This is a genomic window from Edwardsiella hoshinae NBRC 105699 = ATCC 33379 (assembly GCF_000474215.1).
GTDB lineage: Bacteria > Pseudomonadota > Gammaproteobacteria > Enterobacterales > Enterobacteriaceae > Edwardsiella > Edwardsiella hoshinae.
Genome location: NZ_BAUC01000041.1, coordinates 1 through 18,884, shown reverse-complemented (window position 1 = coordinate 18,884; position 18,884 = coordinate 1). Strand labels below are relative to the sequence as shown.

Below are 18,884 nucleotides of genomic sequence, written 5' to 3'. Positions count from 1 at the left end.
TATGATCATGCTGATTCTCGCGCCTCTGGTTGGCGTGCTGGGGGCGCTTTTGCTGGCGTATGGTGCCTGGCTGATTTATCCCCCGGCGGGGTTTGTTGTTGCCGGAGCGTTGTGCCTGTTCTGGTCGTGGCTGGTGGCGCGATATCTCGACCGTACACAGCTGTCTGTTGGTGGAGGTAAATAGTGTTCTTTTCGGGATTATTTCAACGAAAAAGTGACGCACCGGTAACCACGCCAGCAGAGCTGGCGGATGCCATCGGGTTGTCCTACGACACCTATACCGGAAAGCAGATCAGCAGTCAGCGGGCCATGCGACTGACGGCGGTTTTTTCCTGCGTCAGAGTGCTGGCAGAGTCGGTCGGGATGTTGCCCTGCAATCTGTATCACCTGAACGGCAGCCTGAAGCAGAGAGCCACCGGCGAACGTCTGCATAAACTGATCTCCACGCATCCCAATGGCTATATGACGCCGCAGGAGTTCTGGGAGCTGGTGGTCACCTGTCTGTGCCTGAGGGGAAACTTTTACGCCTACAAAGTGAAAGCATTTGGCGAAGTGGCTGAACTGCTGCCCGTCGATCCCGGCTGTGTGGTACCGAAGCTTAACAGTAGCTGGGAACCGGTCTATCAGGTCACATTCCCGGATGGCTCCACGGATGTACTGAGCCAGGAGGATATCTGGCATGTGCGCACGCTGACGCTGGACGGACTGGTGGGGCTGAATCCCATCGCCTATGCCCGCGAGGCAATATCGCTGGCGGCAGCGACCGAAGAGCACGGGGCCAGACTGTTCAGCAATGGCGCGGTGACGTCGGGTGTGTTGCGTACAGAGCAGACGCTTTCGGATCAGGCTTATGAGCGCCTGAAGAAAGATTTTGAGGAGCGTCACACCGGGCTTGGCAATGCTCACCGCCCGATGATCCTTGAGATGGGGCTGGACTGGAAGTCGATGGCGTTGAACGCAGAGGACAGCCAGTTCCTGGAAACCCGCAAGTTTCAGCTTGAAGAAATTTGTCGCCTGTTCCGTGTGCCATTGCACATGGTGCAGAACACCGATCGCGCCACCTTCAACAATATCGAAGAGCTGGGGCTCGGATTTATCAACTATTCACTGGTGCCGTATCTGACCCGAATCGAACAGCGGATCAACACTGGACTGGTACGAAAAAGTAAGCAGGGTCTTTATTACGCCAAATTTAACGCCGGAGCGTTACTGCGCGGGGATATGAAGTCCCGTTTTGAAGCCTACGCCACCGGGATCAACTGGGGAATTTACTCTCCCAATGACTGTCGCGACCTAGAGGATATGAATCCGCGTCCCGGTGGGGATGTCTATCTCACACCGATGAACATGACCACGAAACCCTCCGATGGCAGTAAAGCCGGTAAGCAGAAGGATAACGCCAATGCAGACGAAACAACGTCTTGATGTACCGCTGAGTCTGAAATCTGTTAGTGACTCCGGTGAGTTTGAAGGGTATGGCTCCGTCTTTGGTGTAAAGGACAGCCACGATGATGTGGTGATGTCCGGGGCATTTGCCGCTTCTCTGCGGGCGTGGAGTGACAGAAAAGCGTTACCAGCGCTTCTCTGGCAGCACCGCATGGATGAGCCCATCGGTGTTTATACCGAAATGAAGGAAGACGATGTCGGGCTTTACGTCAGGGGACGGTTGCTCATTGATGATGATCCCCTGGCAAAACGAGCACATGCACACATGAAGGCCGGTTCGTTAACCGGCCTTTCTATTGGGTACGTCCTGAAGGACTGGGAATACGACCGGACGAAAGAAGCCTTTCTGCTGAAAGAAATCGACCTCTGGGAAGTCAGTCTGGTGACGTTTCCGTCTAACGACGAGGCGCGGATCAGCGACGTCAAGAACGCGCTGGCCCGCGGGGAAATCCCCGAACAGAAAAAAATCGAAAGAGTCCTGCGTGATGTCGGACTCTCCCGTACCCAGGCCAAAGCATTCATGGCCGGGGGCTATGGCGCACTGTCTCTGCGCGACGCTGAGGATGTGGGCTCTGCACTGAATGCACTGAAAAATCTGAACTTCTAATCAGGAGAAATACGATGGCGGTTGATATTAAAGATGTGGAACAGGTCGCGCAGGAGCTACAGCAGAAGTTTGACGACTTCAAAGCAAAGAACGACAAGCGCGTAGATGCGATTGAGCAGGAAAAAGGCAAACTTGCCGGACAGGTGGAAACCCTGAACGGGAAACTCAGCGAACTGGAAAATCTCAAAAGCGACCTTGAAAAAGAGCTAATTGAGCTGAAACGTCCGGCATGTGGTGCACAAAATAAACTGGCCACCGAGCATAAAGAGGCGTTTGTGGGCTTCCTGCGTAAAGGCCGTGAAGACGGTCTGCGCGATCTGGAGCGCAAGGCATTACAGGTGGGCACCGATGAAGACGGTGGCTATGCCGTGCCGGAAGCACTGGATCGCAACATTCTCACCCTGCTGAAAGATGAAGTGGTGATGCGCCAGGAAGCCACGGTGATCACCGTTGGCGGTTCCGACTACAAAAAACTGGTGAATCTGGGCGGCACGGCTTCCGGATGGGTTGGCGAGACTGACGCGCGCTCCCAGACTGCCACCTCAAAACTGGGACTGATTGAACCTTTCATGGGGGAAATCTACGGTAACCCGCAGGCCACTCAGAAAATGCTGGATGATGCCTTTTTCAACGTGGAAGTCTGGATCAACAGCGAGCTAGCAACCGAATTTGCCGAACAGGAAGAAATTGCCTTTACCTCTGGCGATGGCACCAAGAAGCCGAAAGGGTTCCTGGCGTATGAATCCACTAATGAAACCGATAAGGTCCGGGCGTTCGGCAAACTTCAGCATATTGTATCCGGCGAAGCTACTGCGGTGACCGCAGACGCCATTATCAAACTTATTTACACGTTGCGTAAGGCACACCGCACTGGCGCGAAGTTCATGATGAACAACAATAGCTTGTTTGCCATCCGTCTGCTGAAAGACAGCGAGGGTAACTATCTGTGGCGTCCGGGGCTGGAACTGGGGCAGCCGTCCTCTCTGGCGGGTTACGGTATCGCTGAAAACGAACAGATGCCGGATATCGCCGCTGATGCGAAAGCCATTGCATTTGGTAACTTCAAACGGGGTTACACCATCGTTGACCGTATCGGTACCCGCATTCTGCGCGACCCGTACACCAATAAACCGTTTGTCGGTTTTTATACCACCAAGCGCACCGGCGGCATGCTGGTCGATTCGCAGGCCATCAAACTGCTGAAGATTGCAGCGGCGTAATCACTCAGGGGCGCGGTTCCGCGCCCCTGTTCTGACGGGTGAAGAATCATGATCCTGAAACAAGATCTGAAATGGTCACCGGACGGTATGCGTATTGAGGTCATTCGGGCCGGTGAGTATGACGACGGGGCGCTTCCTGCCCGGGTGCAAGAGATTGCACTTCAGGCCGGGTTAGCAGAGCGCGGAACCAGTGCAAAAAGCAGTAAAGCGGCAAAAGAGAAAAAAGCCACGACCAGTAAAGAGGGCTGAGTATGCTTCTGACAATGGAAGAGATTAAAGCCCAACTCCGGCTGGATGATGATTTCGATGCTGATGATCGCTATCTGCAACTGCTGGCCTGTGCGGCGCAAAAGCGGACGGAAACGTATCTGAACCGGAAGCTCTATGCACTGGATGAAACCATCCCGGACAGCGATCCAGACGGGCTGCACCTGCCGGATGATATTCGTCTGGGGATGCTGATGCTTATCAGCCATTTTTACGAAAACCGCTCGTCGGTTACGGAAGTTGAGAAACTCGACATGCCGCAGAGTTTTGGCTGGCTTGTCGGCCCGTACAGGTACTTTCCGCAATGAAAATTCGTCAGGCGCAGACCAGCGCAACCTACATTCTGCCGGACCCCGGTGAACTGAATAAACGCGTCCTGATCCGCCAGCGGGTGGATATGCCCACGGATAACTTTGGCGTGGAGCCTCAATACCCGGTTACGTTCTGGACATGGGCGAAGGTTATCCAGACCAGTGCCACCACCTGGCAGGAAACCGCGCAGACCGGAGACGCCATCACCCATTACATCACCATTCGCTACCGCCGAGGGATCACTGCTGATTATGAGGTGGTCTGTGATGACAGTGTGTACCGGGTGAAACGTCAGCGTGATCTGAACGGGGCGCGGCGCTTTCTGCTGCTGGAGTGTACGGAGCTGGGCGAATTTACCCCGAGTCACGGAGGCAACAATGGCGACTTCCTTTTTGCACGTTGATTTTCAGCAGCCCGCGGAGATGCGTTTTAACCGCGCCCGTGTCCGGCGGGCGTTTGTCACGATTGGTCAGCGTCATATGCGTGATGCCCGTCGGCTGGTGATGCGCCGTGCGCGGTCGGCACCGGGTGAAAACCCCGGTTATCAGACCGGACGCCTGGCACGTTCGATTGGTTATATAGTGCCCAGAGCCAGTAAACATCGCCCCGGTTTTATGGCACGTATAGCCCCTAACCAGCGTAATGGTGAGGGAAACCGCCGCATCACCGGTGATTTTTATCCGGCTTTTTTGTTCTATGGCGTGAGGCGAGGGGCAAAGCGTCGTCGCAGCCATCATCGTGGTGCATCCGGTGGCAGCGACTGGCGATTGGCTCCACGTAATAACTTCATGGTGGAAACTCTTGAAAAGAACCGCAGCTGGACACGCTATTTTCTGGCGCGGGAATTGCGTAAATCATTGAAGCCGGAGCGACGATACAGATGAAACTGACTCCTGTTATTGCTGCATTGCGTGCCCGCTGTCCGTATTTTGAAAACCGGGTTGCAGGCGCGGCCCAGTTCAAAAATCTGCCGGAGGTCGGAAAGCTGAAACTCCCGGCGGCATATGTGGTACCGGGGGATGATTCTCCGGGAGAAAACAAAAGTCAGACCGACTACTGGCAGGAGCTGAAAGAGGGTTTCTCCGTGGTTGTCATACTGAGTAACGGGCGTGATGAGCGCGGTCAGTTTGCCTCGTATGATGTGGTGGACGATGTCCGGCAGATGCTCTTTAAGGCCCTGCTGGGCTGGAACCCGGAAGCGTGCGGTAACCCGATTACCTATGACGGCGGCACGCTGCTGGATCTGAATCGTCATGAGCTGATTTATCAGTTCGATTTTTCGGTCATCAGCGAGCTGACTGAAGACGATACCCGCCAGCAGGATGACCTGAACAGTCTGGATGAACTGCGAACACTGGCGATTGATGTTGATTATCTCGATCCCGGTAACGGGTCTGACGGCGATATCGAATATCACACCGAAATAACCCTTCCTTCCTGAGAATCTTCATGTTTGTGAAACCTGTTAAAGGGCGGTCAGTGCCTGACCCTGCCCGCGGTGACCTTTTGCCCACCGAAGGGCGAAATGTTGACGAGAACAACTACTGGCTGCGCCGTGAAGCATCGGGTGATATTCGGCGCGTGAATAAAAAGGTGAACACCGATGACGATAAGCTTTAACACCATTCCGTCGAATACGCTGGTTCCGCTGTTTTATGCGGAAATGGATAACTCGGCGGCGAATACTGCACAGGACAGCGGGGCATCGTTGCTGATTGGTCACGCCAATAACGGTGCAGAGATTGTTGCCAACAGTCTGGTGCTGATGCCGTCGGCAGACTATGCACGCCAGATTTGTGGTGCGGGAAGTCAGCTGGCGCGTATGGTCGAGGCTTATCGCCAGACCGACCCGTTTGGCGAGCTGTATGTGATTGCCGTTCCGGAAGCCACAGGCGCGGCGGCAACGGTTACGCTGACGGTGACCGGAGCAGCAACCGAAACCGGCACGGTGAATGTTTATGTGGGACGTACCCGCGTGCAGGCACCGGTGACCAACGGCGATAACGTCACGACGATTGCCAGCAGTATCAAAGATGCCATCAATGCCGTTCCGACCCTGCCGTTTACGGCCTCATCTTCGGCAGGCGTGGTCACACTGACCGCGCGTCATAAGGGGCTTTGCGGGAATGAAATTCCTGTCAGCCTCAATTACTACGGCTTTGGTGGGGGCGAAGTGCTGCCAGCGGGCGTACAGATTGCCGTGGCGACGGGGAGCGCCGGAACGGGCGCTCCGGTTCTCACCGGTGCGGTGGCTGCAATGGCGGATGAGCCGTTTGATTATATTGGCCTGCCGTTCAACGACACGGCCTCCGTTAACACGCTGGTGACCGAGATGAACGATACCAGCGGTCGCTGGAGCTATGCGCGTCAGCTGTATGGTCATGTGTATACGGCAAAGATCGGCACGCTGTCAGAACTGGTGACCGCAGGTGACCAGTTTAACCAGCAGCACATTACCCTGGCGGGATACGAAAAAGACACTCAGACGCCTGCCGACGAGCTGGCGGCAAGCCGTACCGCCCGCGCAGCGGTGTTTATTCGCAACGATCCGGCACGTCCCACGCAGACCGGTGAACTGGTGGGTATGCTGCCTGCGCCGAAGGGGAAACGGTTCACGATGACCGAGCAACAGACCCTGCTGTCTCATGGCGTGGCAACGGCGTATGTCGAAAGTGGGATACTGCGCATTCAGCGAGATGTCACCACGTACAGGAAAAACGCTTACGGGGTTGCGGATAACAGCTACCTCGACAGCGAGACGCTGCATACCAGTGCGTATGTACTGCGCAAACTGAAATCTGTCATTACCAGTAAGTACGGGCGTCATAAGCTTGCCAGTGACAGTACCCGCTTTGGCCCCGGTCAGGCGATTGTCGCCCCGGCGGTGATCAAAGGGGAACTGCTGGCAACCTACCGTCAGCTTGAGCGTGCGGGGATCGTGGAAAACTACGAACTATTTAAGCAGTACCTGGTTGTGGAGCGTGATGCCAGCGATCCGAACCGCCTGAACACGCTGTTCCCGCCTGACTATGTTAACCAGTTGCGTGTCTTTGCCGTGGTTAACCAGTTCCGTCTTCAGTATTCAGAGGAGTCCGCATAATGGCCCGTATCGGGGGAACCTGTTATTTCAAAATTGACGGTCAGCAGCTATCGCTGACCGGCGGCATTGAGGTGCCAATGAACAGGACGGTCAATGATGACATCATCGGCCTGGACGGTTCAGTAGACCGCAAGGAAACTCACCGTGCGCCTTATGTCAAAGGGACCTTCAAGGTGCCGAAGAATTTTCCGGTGAGCAAAATCACCTCGTCTGATGAGATGACCATCACAGCCGAGCTGGCGAACGGTCAGGTCTATGTGCTGTCGTCTGCCTGGCTGCACGGCGAAGCGAACCATAATGCCGAAGAAGGCACGGTTGATATTGAGTTCCACGGTGAAGAAGGGGATTACCAGTAATGAAAGAGCTTGAGTTAAAGAAACCGATTACTGCTCATGGCGAGACACTCTCCGTACTGGAGTTTGATGAACCCACCGGTAAGGATGTCCGCGAGCTGGGGTATCCCTACCAGATGAATCAGGATGAGTCCGTCAGACTTCTGGCGCATGTGGTGTCGAAATACATCGTGCGGTTGGCGAAAGTGCCGCAAAGCTCTGTCGACCAGATGTCTCCGGCAGACCTGAATGCAGCGGCGTGGCTTGTGGCCGGTTTTTTCCTCCAGGCCTGACGGCTGAATACCTCACTGATCGCTTCTTTGACTGCGCCAGCTACTGGCGCATTAATCCCTTCGAATTGCTGAATATGCCGATCAGTGAAATTCCCTTGCTGGTCAGTCAGGCAAACAGGATAGAGCAGGAGAAACGCACACATGGCTGAATTTGAGCTTAAGGCGTTGATCACCGGTGTCGACAGGCTTTCTCCGGCGCTGTCGAAAATGCAAAAGAAAATCCGGGGATTTAAACACCAGGCGGAAGAAGCGTCACAGGGTGGGCTGGCGCTTGGGGGCGGGCTGGCTGCTGGGTTGACGCTTTCCCTGAAATCTTATGCCGATCAGGAAAACGCCGCCACCGGGCTGAAAGTCGCCATGATGGATGCGAACGGCGAGGTTGGAAAGAGCTTTCAGGACATCAATAAACTGGCTATTGGCTTGGGGAACCAGCTACCCGGTACAACGGCTGATTTCCAGAACATGATGCAGATGCTGGTGCGTCAGGGGATCCCGGCAGAAAACATCCTGGGTGGGGTAGGTAAAGCGACAGCTTATCTTGCGGTACAACTGAAAAAAACACCGGAAGCGGCTGCTGAGTTTGCTGCAAAGATGCAGGATGCTACCGGAACGGCGTCAGAAGACATGATGGGGCTGTTCGACACTATCCAGAAGGCGTTTTATCTGGGCGTTGACGATACCAACATGTTGTCATTTTTCACTAAAACCAGCTCTGTTCTGAAGATGGTGAACAAGGACGGTCTTCAGGCTGCACAGAGCCTTGCCCCCATTAGCGTCATGATGGATCAGATGGGGATGAACGGGGAGTCGGCAGGTAATGCCCTGCGAAAAGTTATCCAGTCCGGATTAAGCGTTAAGAAAATCAGGGACGTCAATAAAGTTATGTCCCGCCAGAAACTCGGGGTACAGCTCGATTTTACTGATGGCAAAGGGAGTTTTGGCGGTCTTGATAACATGTTCAACCAACTGGCAAAGCTGCGAAAACTGACCGACGTTAAGCGAACTGATGTACTTAAGGCAATATTTGGTGATGATGCCGAAACTCTTCAGGTGGTCAATGCCCTGATCGATAAAGGAAAGGATGGCTACGATCAGATCCAGCAAAAGATGAAGAAACAGGCAAGTCTGAATAAACGTGTCCAGGCACAGCTTGGTACGCTGTCAAACCTATGGGAGGCAATGACGGGGACCGCAACTAACGGCCTTGCGGCTATTGGCGGCGCATTTTCTGGTGACGCTAAAAATATCACGCAATGGTTGGGGGAGTTGGGGGAAAATTTCACGAAGTTTGCGGATGAAAATCCTCGTGTTATTCGCGGCGTAGTCGGGCTTGCTGCCGGTCTTACGATTCTGAAACTTGGATTGATGGGTGTGGGCAGTGCCATCAGTATTGTCAGCAGGATTATGTCGATGACGCCGATTGGCATGATTGCGACGGCGATTGCTCTGGCTGCGGGATTAATTATCACTAACTGGGATGTTGTCGGACCTTACTTTAAGAAACTTTGGGAAAACATTGGTCCTTATTTTGAGGCTGGTTGGGAACTTCTTAAGAAGGTTTTTGCCTGGTCGCCGCTGGGGTTAGTGATTAATAATTGGGGGCCAATTGTCCAATGGTTTCAGGACATGTGGGAAAAGTTGCGTCCGATCATCAGTTGGTTTACTGATGATGCTACCTCTGCTGCAACCTCGATGAAGTCATCATCATGGGGTGGAGGTAGTAGTGTTAGTGGCTATGGATACAACCAGTACCAGATCAATCAAGCTCAACAGAAGAAGCCAGAGGGTGAGATTACTGTGAGGTTTGAGGATGCTCCGCCAGGAATGCGCGTCGCTGATAGCCGTTCTACGGGGTTAAATCTTAAGTCCGATGTCGGTGTTACATGGATGAGCCCGGTTGGTCGACGGGCTTGGTGATTTGATCGCGCGGTGCGGTCATGGCATTTGAGCATACTTAAATCGGTTATATTGATGCAAATCACGATACCGAGCATGCACATATTGGCAGATAACAGAACTGGATATAACCTAACAATCACGATTTGATGCTATCAATGGAAGGGGATTTTATGGGGCTGTTAAATGCCATTATGGGCAATGCTGGTGAAATTAACGTACTCGAGGCACAGAGGGAGTTAGGTGTAGTATTGGGTGAGGATGAGAGAGTAGAGCTCGCGTATAAACTTATTCGTGATCAAATTATATTAACAAATATAAGATTGATTTTTATCGATAAGCAGGGTGTTACTGGCAAGAAAGTTGAGTATAGATCAATTCCTTACAAGTCGGTAACGAATTTTTCTATTGAGACAGCTGGTCATCTTGACCTTGATGCTGAAATGAAAATATGGATTTCAGGTATGGCTGACCCGATTAAAAAACAGTTCAGCAAGGGGGCTAATATCTATAATTTGCAGGCTCATTTAGCTAGGAAAATAGCAGGATGAAATTACCCTGTAATTACTTCTTGCATGCCCACTTCGGTGGGCTTTTTTATATCCGGGGTTTATATGACGTGGAAAGACAGGCTTCAGGACGCATCATTTCGAGGGGTGCCGTTTAAGGTTGAAGAAGAAAGTGCTGGAACCGGTCGCCGTGTGGAAACACACGAATACCCGAACCGCGACAAGCCCTATACCGAAGATCTGGGAAAAGTCACTTTCCGCCCGTCCATCACGGCTTATGTGGTGGGCGATGACTGCTTTGACCAGCGCGATCGCCTGATTGACGCGCTGAATAAACCCGGTCCCGGCACGCTGGTCCACCCGACATACGGTGAGCTGAAAGTCTGTGTTGACGGGGAAGTTCGGGTCAGCACATCGAAAAGTGAAGGGCGTATTGTCCGCTTTGACCTGAAGTTTGTCGAAGCAGGAGAACTCTCTTACCCCACATCAGGTGCGGCGACGGCGCAGACGCTGATGTCATCTTGTTCTGCACTGGATGACTGCATCTGTGACAGCTTCAGCGGTTTCAGTATCGATGGCGTGGCGGATTTTGTGCAGAACGACGTCGTCGGTAATGCCAGTACAATGCTTGGGTATGTTTCTGATGCGATGAAAGTGGTGGATTCTGCCGTATCGGATGCCGCCAGGCTGTTGCAGGGGGATATCTCGGTACTTCTGCCGCCGCCATCGTCAGGCAAAAATTTCGTTGAGCAGGTGCAGAAGATGTGGCGTACCGGGAAACGCCTGTATGGCAATGCCAGCGACCTGGTCACCATGATCAAAACGCTTTCCGGTGTCAGCCTCGGCAGCGATCTGCAACCGCGCGGCGTCTGGAAAACGGACAGTAAAACCACCACCACGGCGACGCAGCAGCGTAACGTGGTTGCCAGCACCCTTCGTACGACTGCAATCAGCGAAGCGGCGTATGCCGTTACCCGATTGCCTGCGCCAACAACTTCCTCGGTGATGCAGAATGCCGCAGCGGGGCTGTCAACCACACCCGCGCAGAGCACCGGCTGGCCTTCCGTCACGCATCCGGCACTGAACAATGCACCGGCGGTGAAAAACACGGTTGACCTGCCAACGTGGGAAGAACTGACTGACATTCGCGACACACTGAATAAGGCAATTGATAAGGAGTTGTCCCGTACAACCAGTGATGCGCTGTTTCTGGCACTGCGCCGGGTGAAAGCAGCTCTGAATGCGGATATCAACACGCGCCTTGAACAGTCTGCACGGATCATTCAGCGCACACCGGATGAGGTCTTACCCGCGCTGGTGCTGGCGGCGACCTGGTTTGATAACGCGGCGCGTGATACGGACATTATCCGGCGTAATGCCATTACGCATCCCGGCTTTGTGCCGGCGATCCCTCTAAAGGTGCCGGTGCAATGAACGATAACGTCACGCTACAGGTAAATGGCCGGGAGTGGAGTGGCTGGACATCGGTGCGCATCGGTGCCGGTATTGAACGGCTGGCGCGGGATTTCAGCGTGGAGATCACCCGCCAGTGGCCGGGAGATGAGGGTATCACCATACTTCAGCCGCGCATTAAAAACGGTTCAAAAGTGGAAGTGCTGATTGGTGATGAGCTGGTGATCACCGGCTGGGTGGAGGCGACCCCCGTTCGTTACGATGCCCGTTCGGTCAGCACCGGTATTGCCGGACGTAGTCTGACTGCTGACCTGATTGACTGTGCAGCCGAACCGACACAGTTTAACGGACGATCGCTGGTACAGATTGCGCAGGCGCTTGCTGCGCCTTTCGGCATTGAGGTGGTGAACAGCGGTGCGCCGTCGGGTGTTATTCCTGATGTCCAGCCTGATCACGGTGAAACTGTGATTGAGGTGATCAACAAAATACTCGGTCAGCAGCAGGCGCTGGCTTATGACGACCAGCACGGCAGGCTGGTGATTGGCGGTATTGGTTCAACGCGGGCACATACCGCGCTGGTACTCGGGGAAAACATTCTTTCTTGTGATACGGAGAAGAGTATCCGGGAGCGGTTTTCAGTTTACCAGGTGGCGGGGCAGCGTGCCGGAAACGACGATGATTTCGGTGAGGCCACCACCACCGCGCTGCGGGCCCGCACAGAGGACGCATTTATTGCCCGTTACCGTCCGATGTATATCAGGCAGACAGGGCAGGCTACGGGGGCAGGCTGTATTGCGCGTGCTGACTTTGAAGCCCGACAACGGGCGGCGCGGACGGATGAAACCACCTATGTGGTCCAGGGCTGGCGACAGGGTAACGGAACGCTGTGGCAGCCCAACCAGCGGGTAATTGTCTTTGATCCGGTCTGTGGTTTTGACAATACCGAACTGCTTGTTTCGGAAGTCACGTTTACTCAGGACCAGAACGGCACCATGACGGAAATCCGTGTCGGCCCGCCTGATGCTTATCTGCCTGAACCCGAAGCCCCCGGCGCGCGGAAAAAGAAAAAAGCCAGAGTACAGGAGGACCCGTTCTGATGAGGACGATTGAAGCCATGCAGCGACAACTCCTCGGCTTGATTGGGCGGGCAGTGGTGAAAAGTATCAGTGCCGCCACGAAATGTCAGACCGTGGATGTGTCCCTGATTGCCGGTGAACCCAAAGCTGGGGTTGAACATCTGGAACCCTACGGTTTTACCGCAAGGGCAAACAGCGGTGCGGAAGCGGTGGTGTTGTTTCCGGATGGCGATCGTTCTCATGCAGTGGTTGTTACGGTGTCAGACCGGCGCTACCGCCTGAAAGGGCTGCAAACGGGTGAGGTGGCTATCTATGACGATCAGGGGCAGTCCGTGACGCTGACCCGGGAGGGGATCGTGGTGGACGGTGGAGGTAAAACGATCACGTTTCGCAATTCACCTAAAGCACGTTTTGAAATGGACCTGGAAGTGACAGGGCAGGTGAAAGACCTGTGCGACTCCAGCGGCACCACCATGTCAGCGATGCGGCTTGCCTATAACGGGCATCGTCACAGAGAGAACGGTCAGGGCAGTAACACCGACAAACCTGATAAAGCGATGGAGGCATGATGGAACTGTGGCTGACGGTGAACGGTAAACGCACCAGTGCCAGCGCACCGCTGGATCCGCTGACCCGCGCCGTGGTGATTTCCCTGTTTACCTGGCGGCGGGCGGAGCCTGATGATAACGCCGACGTCCCGATGGGATGGTGGGGGGATACCTGGCCTGCGGTACAGAATGACCGTTACGGCTCCCGACTGTGGCTGCTTCAGCGCAGCAAACTGACCAATCAGCTGGTGCAGACGGTAAGTGGGTATATCCGTGAATGCCTGCAATGGATGATTGATGATGGCGTGGTGTCCCGTATTGATCTGGATATCCGCCGCACCGGGATTAATGAACTGGGTAACAGTATCACACTCTGGCGTCGTGACGGACCGGTAATGATTTCTTTTGATGATCTGTGGAGTGCGATAACGCATGGCGGACAGTGAATTTCAGCGCCCGACGCTGGCAGAAAATATCAGTATGCTCCGTAACGATTTATTCGCCAGGATGGACGTCAGCGACACGCTCCGGCGCATGGATGAAGACGTGCGGGCAAAGGTGTATGCGGCGGCGCTGCATACAGTTTACGGTTACATCGATTATCTGGCAATGAACATGCTGCCTGACCTGTGCGATGAGTCCTGGCTGGCGCGACATGCTGCGATGAAACGGTGTCCGCGCAAGGGGGCCACGGCTGCCAGCGGGTATATGCGCTGGGAAGGTGTCAGCGATGGCCTAAAGGTGACCGCCGGGAGTGTTATTCAGCGCGATGACCTGGTTCAGTACATGGCAACTGCCGATGCAACCAGCTTCGGTGGTGTCCTGCGCGTGCCGATCGCCTGCTCAAATGTAGGCGCGGTCGGTAACGCTGACGATGGTACGGCATTAATCCTGGTCACGCCGGTGAATGGTCTGCCGTCTTCCGGTGTGGCTGACACCCTGATAGGCGGATTTGATACTGAAGATCTGGAAACGTGGCGCGCCCGCGTCATTGAGCGGTATTACTGGACGCCGCAGGGCGGGGCTGACGGGGACTATGTCGTCTGGGCTAAAGAAGTGCCCGGCATTACTCGCGCATGGACATACCGTCACTGGATGGGAACGGGGACTGTCGGTGTGATGATTGCCAGCAGTGACCTGATCAATCCCATTCCGGAAGAATCAACGGAAACGGCGGTAAGACAACACATTGAGCCACTGGCCCCGGTGGCAGGCTCTGATTTGTATGTGTTCAGGCCGGTGGCGCATACGGTGGATTTTCATATCCGCGTGACGCCGGACACACCGGAAATACGAGCCGCCATCACTGCGGAGTTGCGTTCGTTCCTGCTGCGTGATGGTTATCCGCAGGGAGAGCTGAAGGTATCGCGTATCAGTGAGGCGATTTCCGGTGCGAACGGGGAATACAGCCATCAGTTGCTTGCACCGGCTAACAATATCTCCATTGCGAAAAATGAACTGGCGATACTGGGGAGGATTTCATGGACGTGACAAATGATGACTACATCCTTCTGTTGTCAGCATTGTTGCCACCCGGTCCTGCGTGGTCGGTCAGCGATCCGGTGATTGCCGGTGCGGCACCGTCATTAACCCGTGCTCATCAGCGTGCGGATGCCCTGATGCGGGAGCTGGATCCGCGCACCACCACCGAACTGATAAACCGCTGGGAGCGCCTGTGCGGTCTGCCGGATGAATGTATTCCCGCAGGGACACAGACCCTTCGCCAGCGTCAGCAACGGCTGGATGCGAAGGTTAACTTGGCTGGCGGGATTAATGAGAATTTCTATCTCGCTCAGATTGCTGCTTTGGGACGAACTGATGCAACAATCACGCGATACAACAAAAGTACGTTTACCTGTTTATCCCGCTGTACTGATGCAGTAAATACGTACGAATGGCGATATTACTGGCAGGTAAATATGCCATCACATACAGAAACAACATGGATGACATGCAACGATCGATGTGACTCACCGTTACGAGTATGGGGTGATACGGTTGTTGAATGCGTCATGAATAAACTTTGCCCATCACATACCTACGTTATTTTTAAATATCCGGAGTGATTCATGCACCGTATAGATACACCTACCGCACAGAAAGATAAATTCGGGGTGGGAAAGAATGGTTTTACTCGTGGTAATCCTCAGACAGGAACACCATCCACCGATCTGGATGATGATTACTTTGACTCGCTGCAAGAAGAGATCGCTGGTGTTATTGAGGCAGCAGCTATTTCGTTGGATAAAGCGGATCGAGGACAGCTCCTAAAAGCGATGAAGAAGCTTTTTCAATCCGGTGATGAAACGTTGACAGCGTTAGCTAGTCTAGCAACTGGTGAGAACAAGTTACCCTACTTCACAGGTAATAAGACTGCTGGTCAAACAGAGCTTACGCAAGTCGGTCGAGATCTCATAGGTAAAGCCAGTACTGATGCGGTTCTCGAATACCTTGGTTTGCGAGAAACGATCAATCAGGCCGCAGGAGCGCTACAGAAAGCGCAAAACGGTGCTGATATTCCTAATAAATCTAAATTTATTGATAACACTGGCCTGCGTGATACAGTCAACAAAGCTAATAATGCTGTCCCAACGTCAAGGAGGATTAATAACAAGGCACTATCATCCGATATCTCTCTGACTGCATCCGATGTGTCGGCCTTTGCGCTGGGGCGAACAGGGGCTGCGGCTTCTAACGATAAAGCAGTACCGTGGAATGCGCCGAGTGGCATCTATCTGGCTAATATTGGGGGCGCTTCCTGCATGATTCTCCATTTCAATATGGGCACTGGGAGTTGTCCATCGGTACAGTTTAAAATTAATTGTAAAAATGGTGGGGTTGCGTATCGTTCTGCGCGTGATGGCTATGGGTTTGAAAGCGATTGGGTTGAGCTAATGCCAGCCACAAAAACCGTGCAAGACATTCGGTTATCAACTCGCGAACAAGTAAAAGTGTGGAATGGGCCTGGTTATGGTGATCAACCCCCGTATGTAATCACCGGTGTTTTGAATAGCAACCGAGACGAATTCACTGACACTGTATATCGTCGAGCATTGCAAAAACTCATTAATGGCACTTGGTATAACGTAGGCGGTCTATGATGTTACATTTGAAAAATCTAACCAGATATATGCCAGAAACTGACGAGCAAAAAGAAATTGCTGAACAGTTTGAGGCTTTTTTTTGGCATGATGAATTAGGACGAGACTGGTATCAAGCGATAGCACAATTTCAGCCAGATACGTTTAAAGTGAAATATCTCCCCGATGGGGTGATTTGCGCCATTAATAAAGACGCAAGTGCCATTTGCCCCGAAGGGGGAAGTATTGTCGAAATGGAGTCATTACCTGATGGGGCGGATGGTGATGGTGGCTGGCAGTTTATTGATGGGAGTATCGTCCCTCGGACGTACACCACCGGAGAACTGACGATCCAGGCGGAACAGAAGAAGCAGCGCTTGCTGGCCGATGCTGCGAAGGCCATTGCCCCATTGCAGGATGCTGTCGATCTTGGCGAAGCGACACCAGAAGAGGAGGATAGGCTGAAAGCCTGGAAAAAGTTCCGCGTCAACGTCAACCGGATAGACACCAGTCAATTACCTGTAACGTTCCCTCCCATGCCTGAATAACAACTCTCCTGCATCATTACGGGTATAACAATAACCTTATCCAGTAGGACTAACCAAAAAAGCCCCAAGCGTTGGGAGGTGCTTGGGGCTTTGGCGTAGTATGGTTTAGGAATCAGTAAATGCAGCGCGGATGCACACACCTTACTGCGAGACTGATATAATCAGAGATGAATGATGCAAACCATGACTAGGTTCACATTTTTGATTTTTATATCATCTGGATAGCTGTTGTTTATGGTTGAACCATTCTGGTTATCTATACCAATAGGATTGGTATAACATGCTGATTAACAATGCTATTTTTGTTGTGTGGGCATTAGCTTACTTTTTGTCATAATGGAAATGTTGAGTTGAAAATAAAAACAATGCTAATCATGAGTATTTGCAATTAAATATTTCATCTACACTTTCCATGTACGAAAGGTAAAAAGCCTTCCTGTAAAAACTTGTTAGACTTGCCGCTGTTTTACAGCGGCTTTTTTATGTAGCTGACTAGATAAAACCCATTGCTCTTATAATAGAAGGCGAGTGTTGTTATAAATTATCATTTATTGTATGGGAAGCTGCTTACAACTCTTGTGATTTTCCACGCTGTCTACCATAATTAATTTTGTAACATACATGCTTTCATCGTATGTGTTAGATGGCTTATTTCGTTGATATCCGAGATTAATTGCTTTTAGCTCGACATAAACAGGCTTTTGTTTTGTTGAGTTGCTACGCCTCATGACAGCTGATTTGAGGTAGTTCATCTCATCATCTTTACCTTTTAGCCAGTATATTCTGTTGTCATTACATGGTTGAATGACGCTAATTTTATCATCGAAATAATAGATTCCTTTTATATCGTTTTCTTTTATACTTGGTGAGTTTTTGCATCCTGTTAAAGATAACATTAGTAATGCAATGATGTGAATTTTTTTTAAATTTTTCATGTGGCCTTTCCTCTATTGATTGGTGACGCTATGAAATATTATGTATTGTAGTGGATTAATAATCATTGCACTACTATTAATACAAGCGTTAATTAATTTAATGTTATCATTCTAATTTATTGCTTTATTTGGTTATTTTTGATGCTGGCATAACGCGTTTTATATGATGCACCATAACCCCCATTAGTTAGGGTGTGGAGGATGTTAACGCAACTGGTGAGCCACAATAGAGGTTGACAATCATCTATGATGTGGGACTGTCTACGCTGTACAAAAAATTTCCTGCTACCTGCTAATCAAAATGCTTAGGTGGTCATGCATGTGGATGTATGGCCAGCTTCATTTGGGGGCAGATAGTGGGACAGATCTGAGACTACTATCTGTTGGCATGTGTTTCTATGTTTTTACAACTTTTTGCACTTGGGACGGTGTGAGCGCGTCAGGATGCGGTAATTTGTTGTATTTAAATGTTATTCTATAGACTCTTAATCAATTGGTCGACGGTTCGATCCCGTCACGACCCACCAACAATTTCAAGGCGTTACGCTAAATGCGTAGCGCCTTTTTTGTGTGTTGTATCTTTTTTGTGTCTGGCAGTTGAAAAGATTAAGTCCTCACTTCGCACGTTAGATTGATTTATTATTTGCTTGTAGTGGTTTATTATTCATTGTGGTGTCGATTCTCACTCTCCTATTTCTGACTAAACCGTTCAGGACTCGTCGGCGAGAATATGCCAACTCGTCTAGGTATCACTCCTTAGGCTAGCAACCTACGTGACTGAGCTTGGTTCGCAGCAATACCTATTGCCATGGCGACTCCTGGGCAAACGGTATTTTTCTTCACCTAGGCGTGTCACCGCCATCAGCCTTTATCGCTACCTTGGCTTACACGATATCATCGGGTTAGCCGTCGCCCAGTGGAGAGCGGTCGCGGCGCGTTGCCGTCAGCTCGAAAATACAGCATGAGTGCGTTTGGGCTTATGGGTTTCAGGTACTGGGCCTTCTTGAACGGGATTATTTCCACGTGATGATGGCGGTGTCTTAATTTTCCGTCGCCCATATATTGCTAACGATAGAATATCGTCATCAACATCTTAATGTCTCGGCGCGGTATGGCCCAAGAAGGCGGCGGGCGGGGAATATGTGACGAGATATAAAAAAGCCGCAGCTATATTAGCTCCGGCTTTCTCAGCTAGACTCGTTCTATTCTGTCTACTCCGGCTCACGCCATCTTCGTTATCGCAGGAGAACGAGGCGATAAAATTAGTTGAGAGCGACGACGTTTACCGCCGAAGGGCCCTTA

At 52.0% G+C, this 18,884-nt stretch carries 23 protein-coding genes and 1 pseudogene; 23 read left to right on the top strand and 1 reads right to left on the bottom strand.

The window, feature by feature from the left end; genetic code table 11:
• The first annotated feature begins 1 nt into the window (after nt 1).
• The 23 genes and pseudogenes from ymfR (at nt 2) to EHO01S_RS15280 (ending at nt 16,647) form a co-directional block, all read left to right on the top strand.
• Nucleotides 2-184, top strand: a complete 183-nt coding sequence (gene ymfR, locus EHO01S_RS15380) for a protein YmfR (RefSeq protein WP_000605604.1) — start codon at nt 2-4, stop codon at nt 182-184.
• Nucleotides 184-1,425 (top strand): phage portal protein, encoded by a 1,242-nt coding sequence (locus EHO01S_RS15375; protein ID WP_024524807.1) that lies wholly within the window; start codon nt 184-186, stop codon nt 1,423-1,425. Before ymfR ends, EHO01S_RS15375 begins: the two co-directional genes overlap by 1 nt.
• Entirely contained in the window at nt 1,403-2,053 is a 651-nt protein-coding gene (locus tag EHO01S_RS15370) for an HK97 family phage prohead protease (protein WP_001193633.1), read from the top strand. Before EHO01S_RS15375 ends, EHO01S_RS15370 begins: the two co-directional genes overlap by 23 nt.
• A 14-nt stretch (nt 2,054-2,067) precedes the next feature.
• On the top strand, nt 2,068-3,273 hold the full coding sequence (locus tag EHO01S_RS15365; protein WP_024524806.1) for a phage major capsid protein: 1,206 nt from the start codon (nt 2,068-2,070) through the stop codon (nt 3,271-3,273).
• A gap of 48 nt (nt 3,274-3,321) precedes the next feature.
• Complete coding sequence (locus EHO01S_RS15360; protein ID WP_024524805.1) at nt 3,322-3,522, top strand: hypothetical protein; 201 nt, start codon at nt 3,322-3,324, stop codon at nt 3,520-3,522.
• A gap of 2 nt (nt 3,523-3,524) precedes the next feature.
• Complete coding sequence (locus EHO01S_RS15355; protein WP_024524804.1) at nt 3,525-3,848, top strand: head-tail connector protein; 324 nt, start codon at nt 3,525-3,527, stop codon at nt 3,846-3,848.
• Complete coding sequence (locus tag EHO01S_RS15350) at nt 3,845-4,255, top strand: phage head closure protein (RefSeq protein WP_024524803.1); 411 nt, start codon at nt 3,845-3,847, stop codon at nt 4,253-4,255. The genes EHO01S_RS15355 and EHO01S_RS15350 overlap by 4 nt, the downstream gene beginning before the upstream one ends.
• Entirely contained in the window at nt 4,230-4,736 is a 507-nt protein-coding gene (locus EHO01S_RS15345) for a hypothetical protein (protein WP_024524802.1), read from the top strand. The genes EHO01S_RS15350 and EHO01S_RS15345 overlap by 26 nt, the downstream gene beginning before the upstream one ends.
• Entirely contained in the window at nt 4,733-5,293 is a 561-nt protein-coding gene (locus EHO01S_RS15340; RefSeq protein ID WP_024524801.1) for a phage tail terminator protein, read from the top strand. The genes EHO01S_RS15345 and EHO01S_RS15340 overlap by 4 nt, the downstream gene beginning before the upstream one ends.
• Nucleotides 5,294-5,301: 8 nt before the next feature.
• On the top strand, nt 5,302-5,472 hold the full coding sequence (locus EHO01S_RS18515; protein WP_071991038.1) for a DUF2635 domain-containing protein: 171 nt from the start codon (nt 5,302-5,304) through the stop codon (nt 5,470-5,472).
• Nucleotides 5,456-6,952, top strand: coding sequence for a phage tail sheath subtilisin-like domain-containing protein (locus EHO01S_RS15335; protein WP_024524800.1), 1,497 nt, complete (start codon nt 5,456-5,458; stop codon nt 6,950-6,952). The genes EHO01S_RS18515 and EHO01S_RS15335 overlap by 17 nt, the downstream gene beginning before the upstream one ends.
• Nucleotides 6,952-7,308, top strand: a complete 357-nt coding sequence (locus tag EHO01S_RS15330; RefSeq protein WP_001526906.1) for a phage tail tube protein — start codon at nt 6,952-6,954, stop codon at nt 7,306-7,308. The genes EHO01S_RS15335 and EHO01S_RS15330 overlap by 1 nt, the downstream gene beginning before the upstream one ends.
• The gene (locus tag EHO01S_RS15325; protein ID WP_000661054.1) at nt 7,308-7,577 is read left to right on the top strand and encodes a phage tail assembly protein; all 270 of its coding nucleotides are present in this window, start codon (nt 7,308-7,310) and stop codon (nt 7,575-7,577) included. The genes EHO01S_RS15330 and EHO01S_RS15325 overlap by 1 nt, the downstream gene beginning before the upstream one ends.
• Nucleotides 7,578-7,718: 141 nt before the next feature.
• A pseudogene (locus EHO01S_RS15320) lies at nt 7,719-9,249 on the top strand (phage tail tape measure protein); the annotation flags it as partial.
• A 397-nt stretch (nt 9,250-9,646) separates the two neighbouring features.
• On the top strand, nt 9,647-10,024 hold the full coding sequence (locus EHO01S_RS15315; RefSeq protein WP_024524798.1) for a PH domain-containing protein: 378 nt from the start codon (nt 9,647-9,649) through the stop codon (nt 10,022-10,024).
• A gap of 63 nt (nt 10,025-10,087) precedes the next feature.
• Complete coding sequence (locus tag EHO01S_RS15310; protein ID WP_024524797.1) at nt 10,088-11,416, top strand: DNA circularization protein; 1,329 nt, start codon at nt 10,088-10,090, stop codon at nt 11,414-11,416.
• Nucleotides 11,413-12,492: a phage baseplate assembly protein gene (locus tag EHO01S_RS15305; RefSeq protein ID WP_024524796.1), complete on the top strand. Its 1,080-nt coding sequence runs from the start codon at nt 11,413-11,415 to the stop codon at nt 12,490-12,492. The genes EHO01S_RS15310 and EHO01S_RS15305 overlap by 4 nt, the downstream gene beginning before the upstream one ends.
• Nucleotides 12,492-13,040 (top strand): phage baseplate assembly protein V, encoded by a 549-nt coding sequence (locus EHO01S_RS15300; protein ID WP_024524795.1) that lies wholly within the window; start codon nt 12,492-12,494, stop codon nt 13,038-13,040. The genes EHO01S_RS15305 and EHO01S_RS15300 overlap by 1 nt, the downstream gene beginning before the upstream one ends.
• A complete protein-coding gene (locus tag EHO01S_RS15295) occupies nt 13,040-13,465 on the top strand; it encodes a phage GP46 family protein (RefSeq protein ID WP_024524794.1) in 426 nt (141 codons plus the stop codon). The genes EHO01S_RS15300 and EHO01S_RS15295 overlap by 1 nt, the downstream gene beginning before the upstream one ends.
• Nucleotides 13,452-14,510 carry a baseplate J/gp47 family protein gene (locus EHO01S_RS15290; RefSeq protein WP_024524793.1) on the top strand — a complete coding sequence of 353 codons (1,059 nt, stop codon included), beginning with the start codon at nt 13,452-13,454 and terminating at the stop codon, nt 14,508-14,510. Before EHO01S_RS15295 ends, EHO01S_RS15290 begins: the two co-directional genes overlap by 14 nt.
• Complete coding sequence (locus EHO01S_RS18505) at nt 14,501-15,085, top strand: YmfQ family protein (protein WP_071991037.1); 585 nt, start codon at nt 14,501-14,503, stop codon at nt 15,083-15,085. The genes EHO01S_RS15290 and EHO01S_RS18505 overlap by 10 nt, the downstream gene beginning before the upstream one ends.
• A 3-nt stretch (nt 15,086-15,088) precedes the next feature.
• Complete coding sequence (locus EHO01S_RS19340; protein ID WP_024524792.1) at nt 15,089-16,120, top strand: hypothetical protein; 1,032 nt, start codon at nt 15,089-15,091, stop codon at nt 16,118-16,120.
• The gene (locus EHO01S_RS15280) at nt 16,117-16,647 is read left to right on the top strand and encodes a tail fiber assembly protein (RefSeq protein ID WP_269668480.1); all 531 of its coding nucleotides are present in this window, start codon (nt 16,117-16,119) and stop codon (nt 16,645-16,647) included. Before EHO01S_RS19340 ends, EHO01S_RS15280 begins: the two co-directional genes overlap by 4 nt.
• 548 nt (nt 16,648-17,195) lie before the next feature.
• Here the strand turns inward: EHO01S_RS15280 and EHO01S_RS15275 are convergent.
• Complete coding sequence (locus EHO01S_RS15275) at nt 17,196-17,582, bottom strand: hypothetical protein (protein WP_024524790.1); 387 nt, start codon at nt 17,580-17,582, stop codon at nt 17,196-17,198.
• Between the last annotated feature and the right edge of the window lie 1,302 nt (nt 17,583-18,884).

Bases quoted from the DNA above. Each gene is read 5' to 3' on its own strand.
- ymfR (WP_000605604.1), top strand. From the start codon at position 2: ATGATCATGCTGATTCTCGCGCCTCTGGTTGGCGTGCTGGGGGCGCTT.
- EHO01S_RS15370 (WP_001193633.1), top strand. From the start codon at position 1,403: ATGCAGACGAAACAACGTCTTGATGTACCGCTGAGTCTGAAATCTGTT.
- EHO01S_RS15365 (WP_024524806.1), top strand. From the start codon at position 2,068: ATGGCGGTTGATATTAAAGATGTGGAACAGGTCGCGCAGGAGCTACAG.
- EHO01S_RS15360 (WP_024524805.1), top strand. From the start codon at position 3,322: ATGATCCTGAAACAAGATCTGAAATGGTCACCGGACGGTATGCGTATT.
- EHO01S_RS15355 (WP_024524804.1), top strand. From the start codon at position 3,525: ATGCTTCTGACAATGGAAGAGATTAAAGCCCAACTCCGGCTGGATGAT.
- EHO01S_RS15350 (WP_024524803.1), top strand. From the start codon at position 3,845: ATGAAAATTCGTCAGGCGCAGACCAGCGCAACCTACATTCTGCCGGAC.
- EHO01S_RS15345 (WP_024524802.1), top strand. From the start codon at position 4,230: ATGGCGACTTCCTTTTTGCACGTTGATTTTCAGCAGCCCGCGGAGATG.
- EHO01S_RS15340 (WP_024524801.1), top strand. From the start codon at position 4,733: ATGAAACTGACTCCTGTTATTGCTGCATTGCGTGCCCGCTGTCCGTAT.
- EHO01S_RS18515 (WP_071991038.1), top strand. From the start codon at position 5,302: ATGTTTGTGAAACCTGTTAAAGGGCGGTCAGTGCCTGACCCTGCCCGC.
- EHO01S_RS15335 (WP_024524800.1), top strand. From the start codon at position 5,456: ATGACGATAAGCTTTAACACCATTCCGTCGAATACGCTGGTTCCGCTG.
- EHO01S_RS15330 (WP_001526906.1), top strand. From the start codon at position 6,952: ATGGCCCGTATCGGGGGAACCTGTTATTTCAAAATTGACGGTCAGCAG.
- EHO01S_RS15325 (WP_000661054.1), top strand. From the start codon at position 7,308: ATGAAAGAGCTTGAGTTAAAGAAACCGATTACTGCTCATGGCGAGACA.
- EHO01S_RS15315 (WP_024524798.1), top strand. From the start codon at position 9,647: ATGGGGCTGTTAAATGCCATTATGGGCAATGCTGGTGAAATTAACGTA.
- EHO01S_RS15310 (WP_024524797.1), top strand. From the start codon at position 10,088: ATGACGTGGAAAGACAGGCTTCAGGACGCATCATTTCGAGGGGTGCCG.
- EHO01S_RS15305 (WP_024524796.1), top strand. From the start codon at position 11,413: ATGAACGATAACGTCACGCTACAGGTAAATGGCCGGGAGTGGAGTGGC.
- EHO01S_RS15300 (WP_024524795.1), top strand. From the start codon at position 12,492: ATGAGGACGATTGAAGCCATGCAGCGACAACTCCTCGGCTTGATTGGG.
- EHO01S_RS15295 (WP_024524794.1), top strand. From the start codon at position 13,040: ATGGAACTGTGGCTGACGGTGAACGGTAAACGCACCAGTGCCAGCGCA.
- EHO01S_RS15290 (WP_024524793.1), top strand. From the start codon at position 13,452: ATGGCGGACAGTGAATTTCAGCGCCCGACGCTGGCAGAAAATATCAGT.
- EHO01S_RS18505 (WP_071991037.1), top strand. From the start codon at position 14,501: ATGGACGTGACAAATGATGACTACATCCTTCTGTTGTCAGCATTGTTG.
- EHO01S_RS19340 (WP_024524792.1), top strand. From the start codon at position 15,089: ATGCACCGTATAGATACACCTACCGCACAGAAAGATAAATTCGGGGTG.
- EHO01S_RS15280 (WP_269668480.1), top strand. From the start codon at position 16,117: ATGATGTTACATTTGAAAAATCTAACCAGATATATGCCAGAAACTGAC.
- EHO01S_RS15275 (WP_024524790.1), bottom strand. From the start codon at position 17,582: ATGAAAAATTTAAAAAAAATTCACATCATTGCATTACTAATGTTATCT.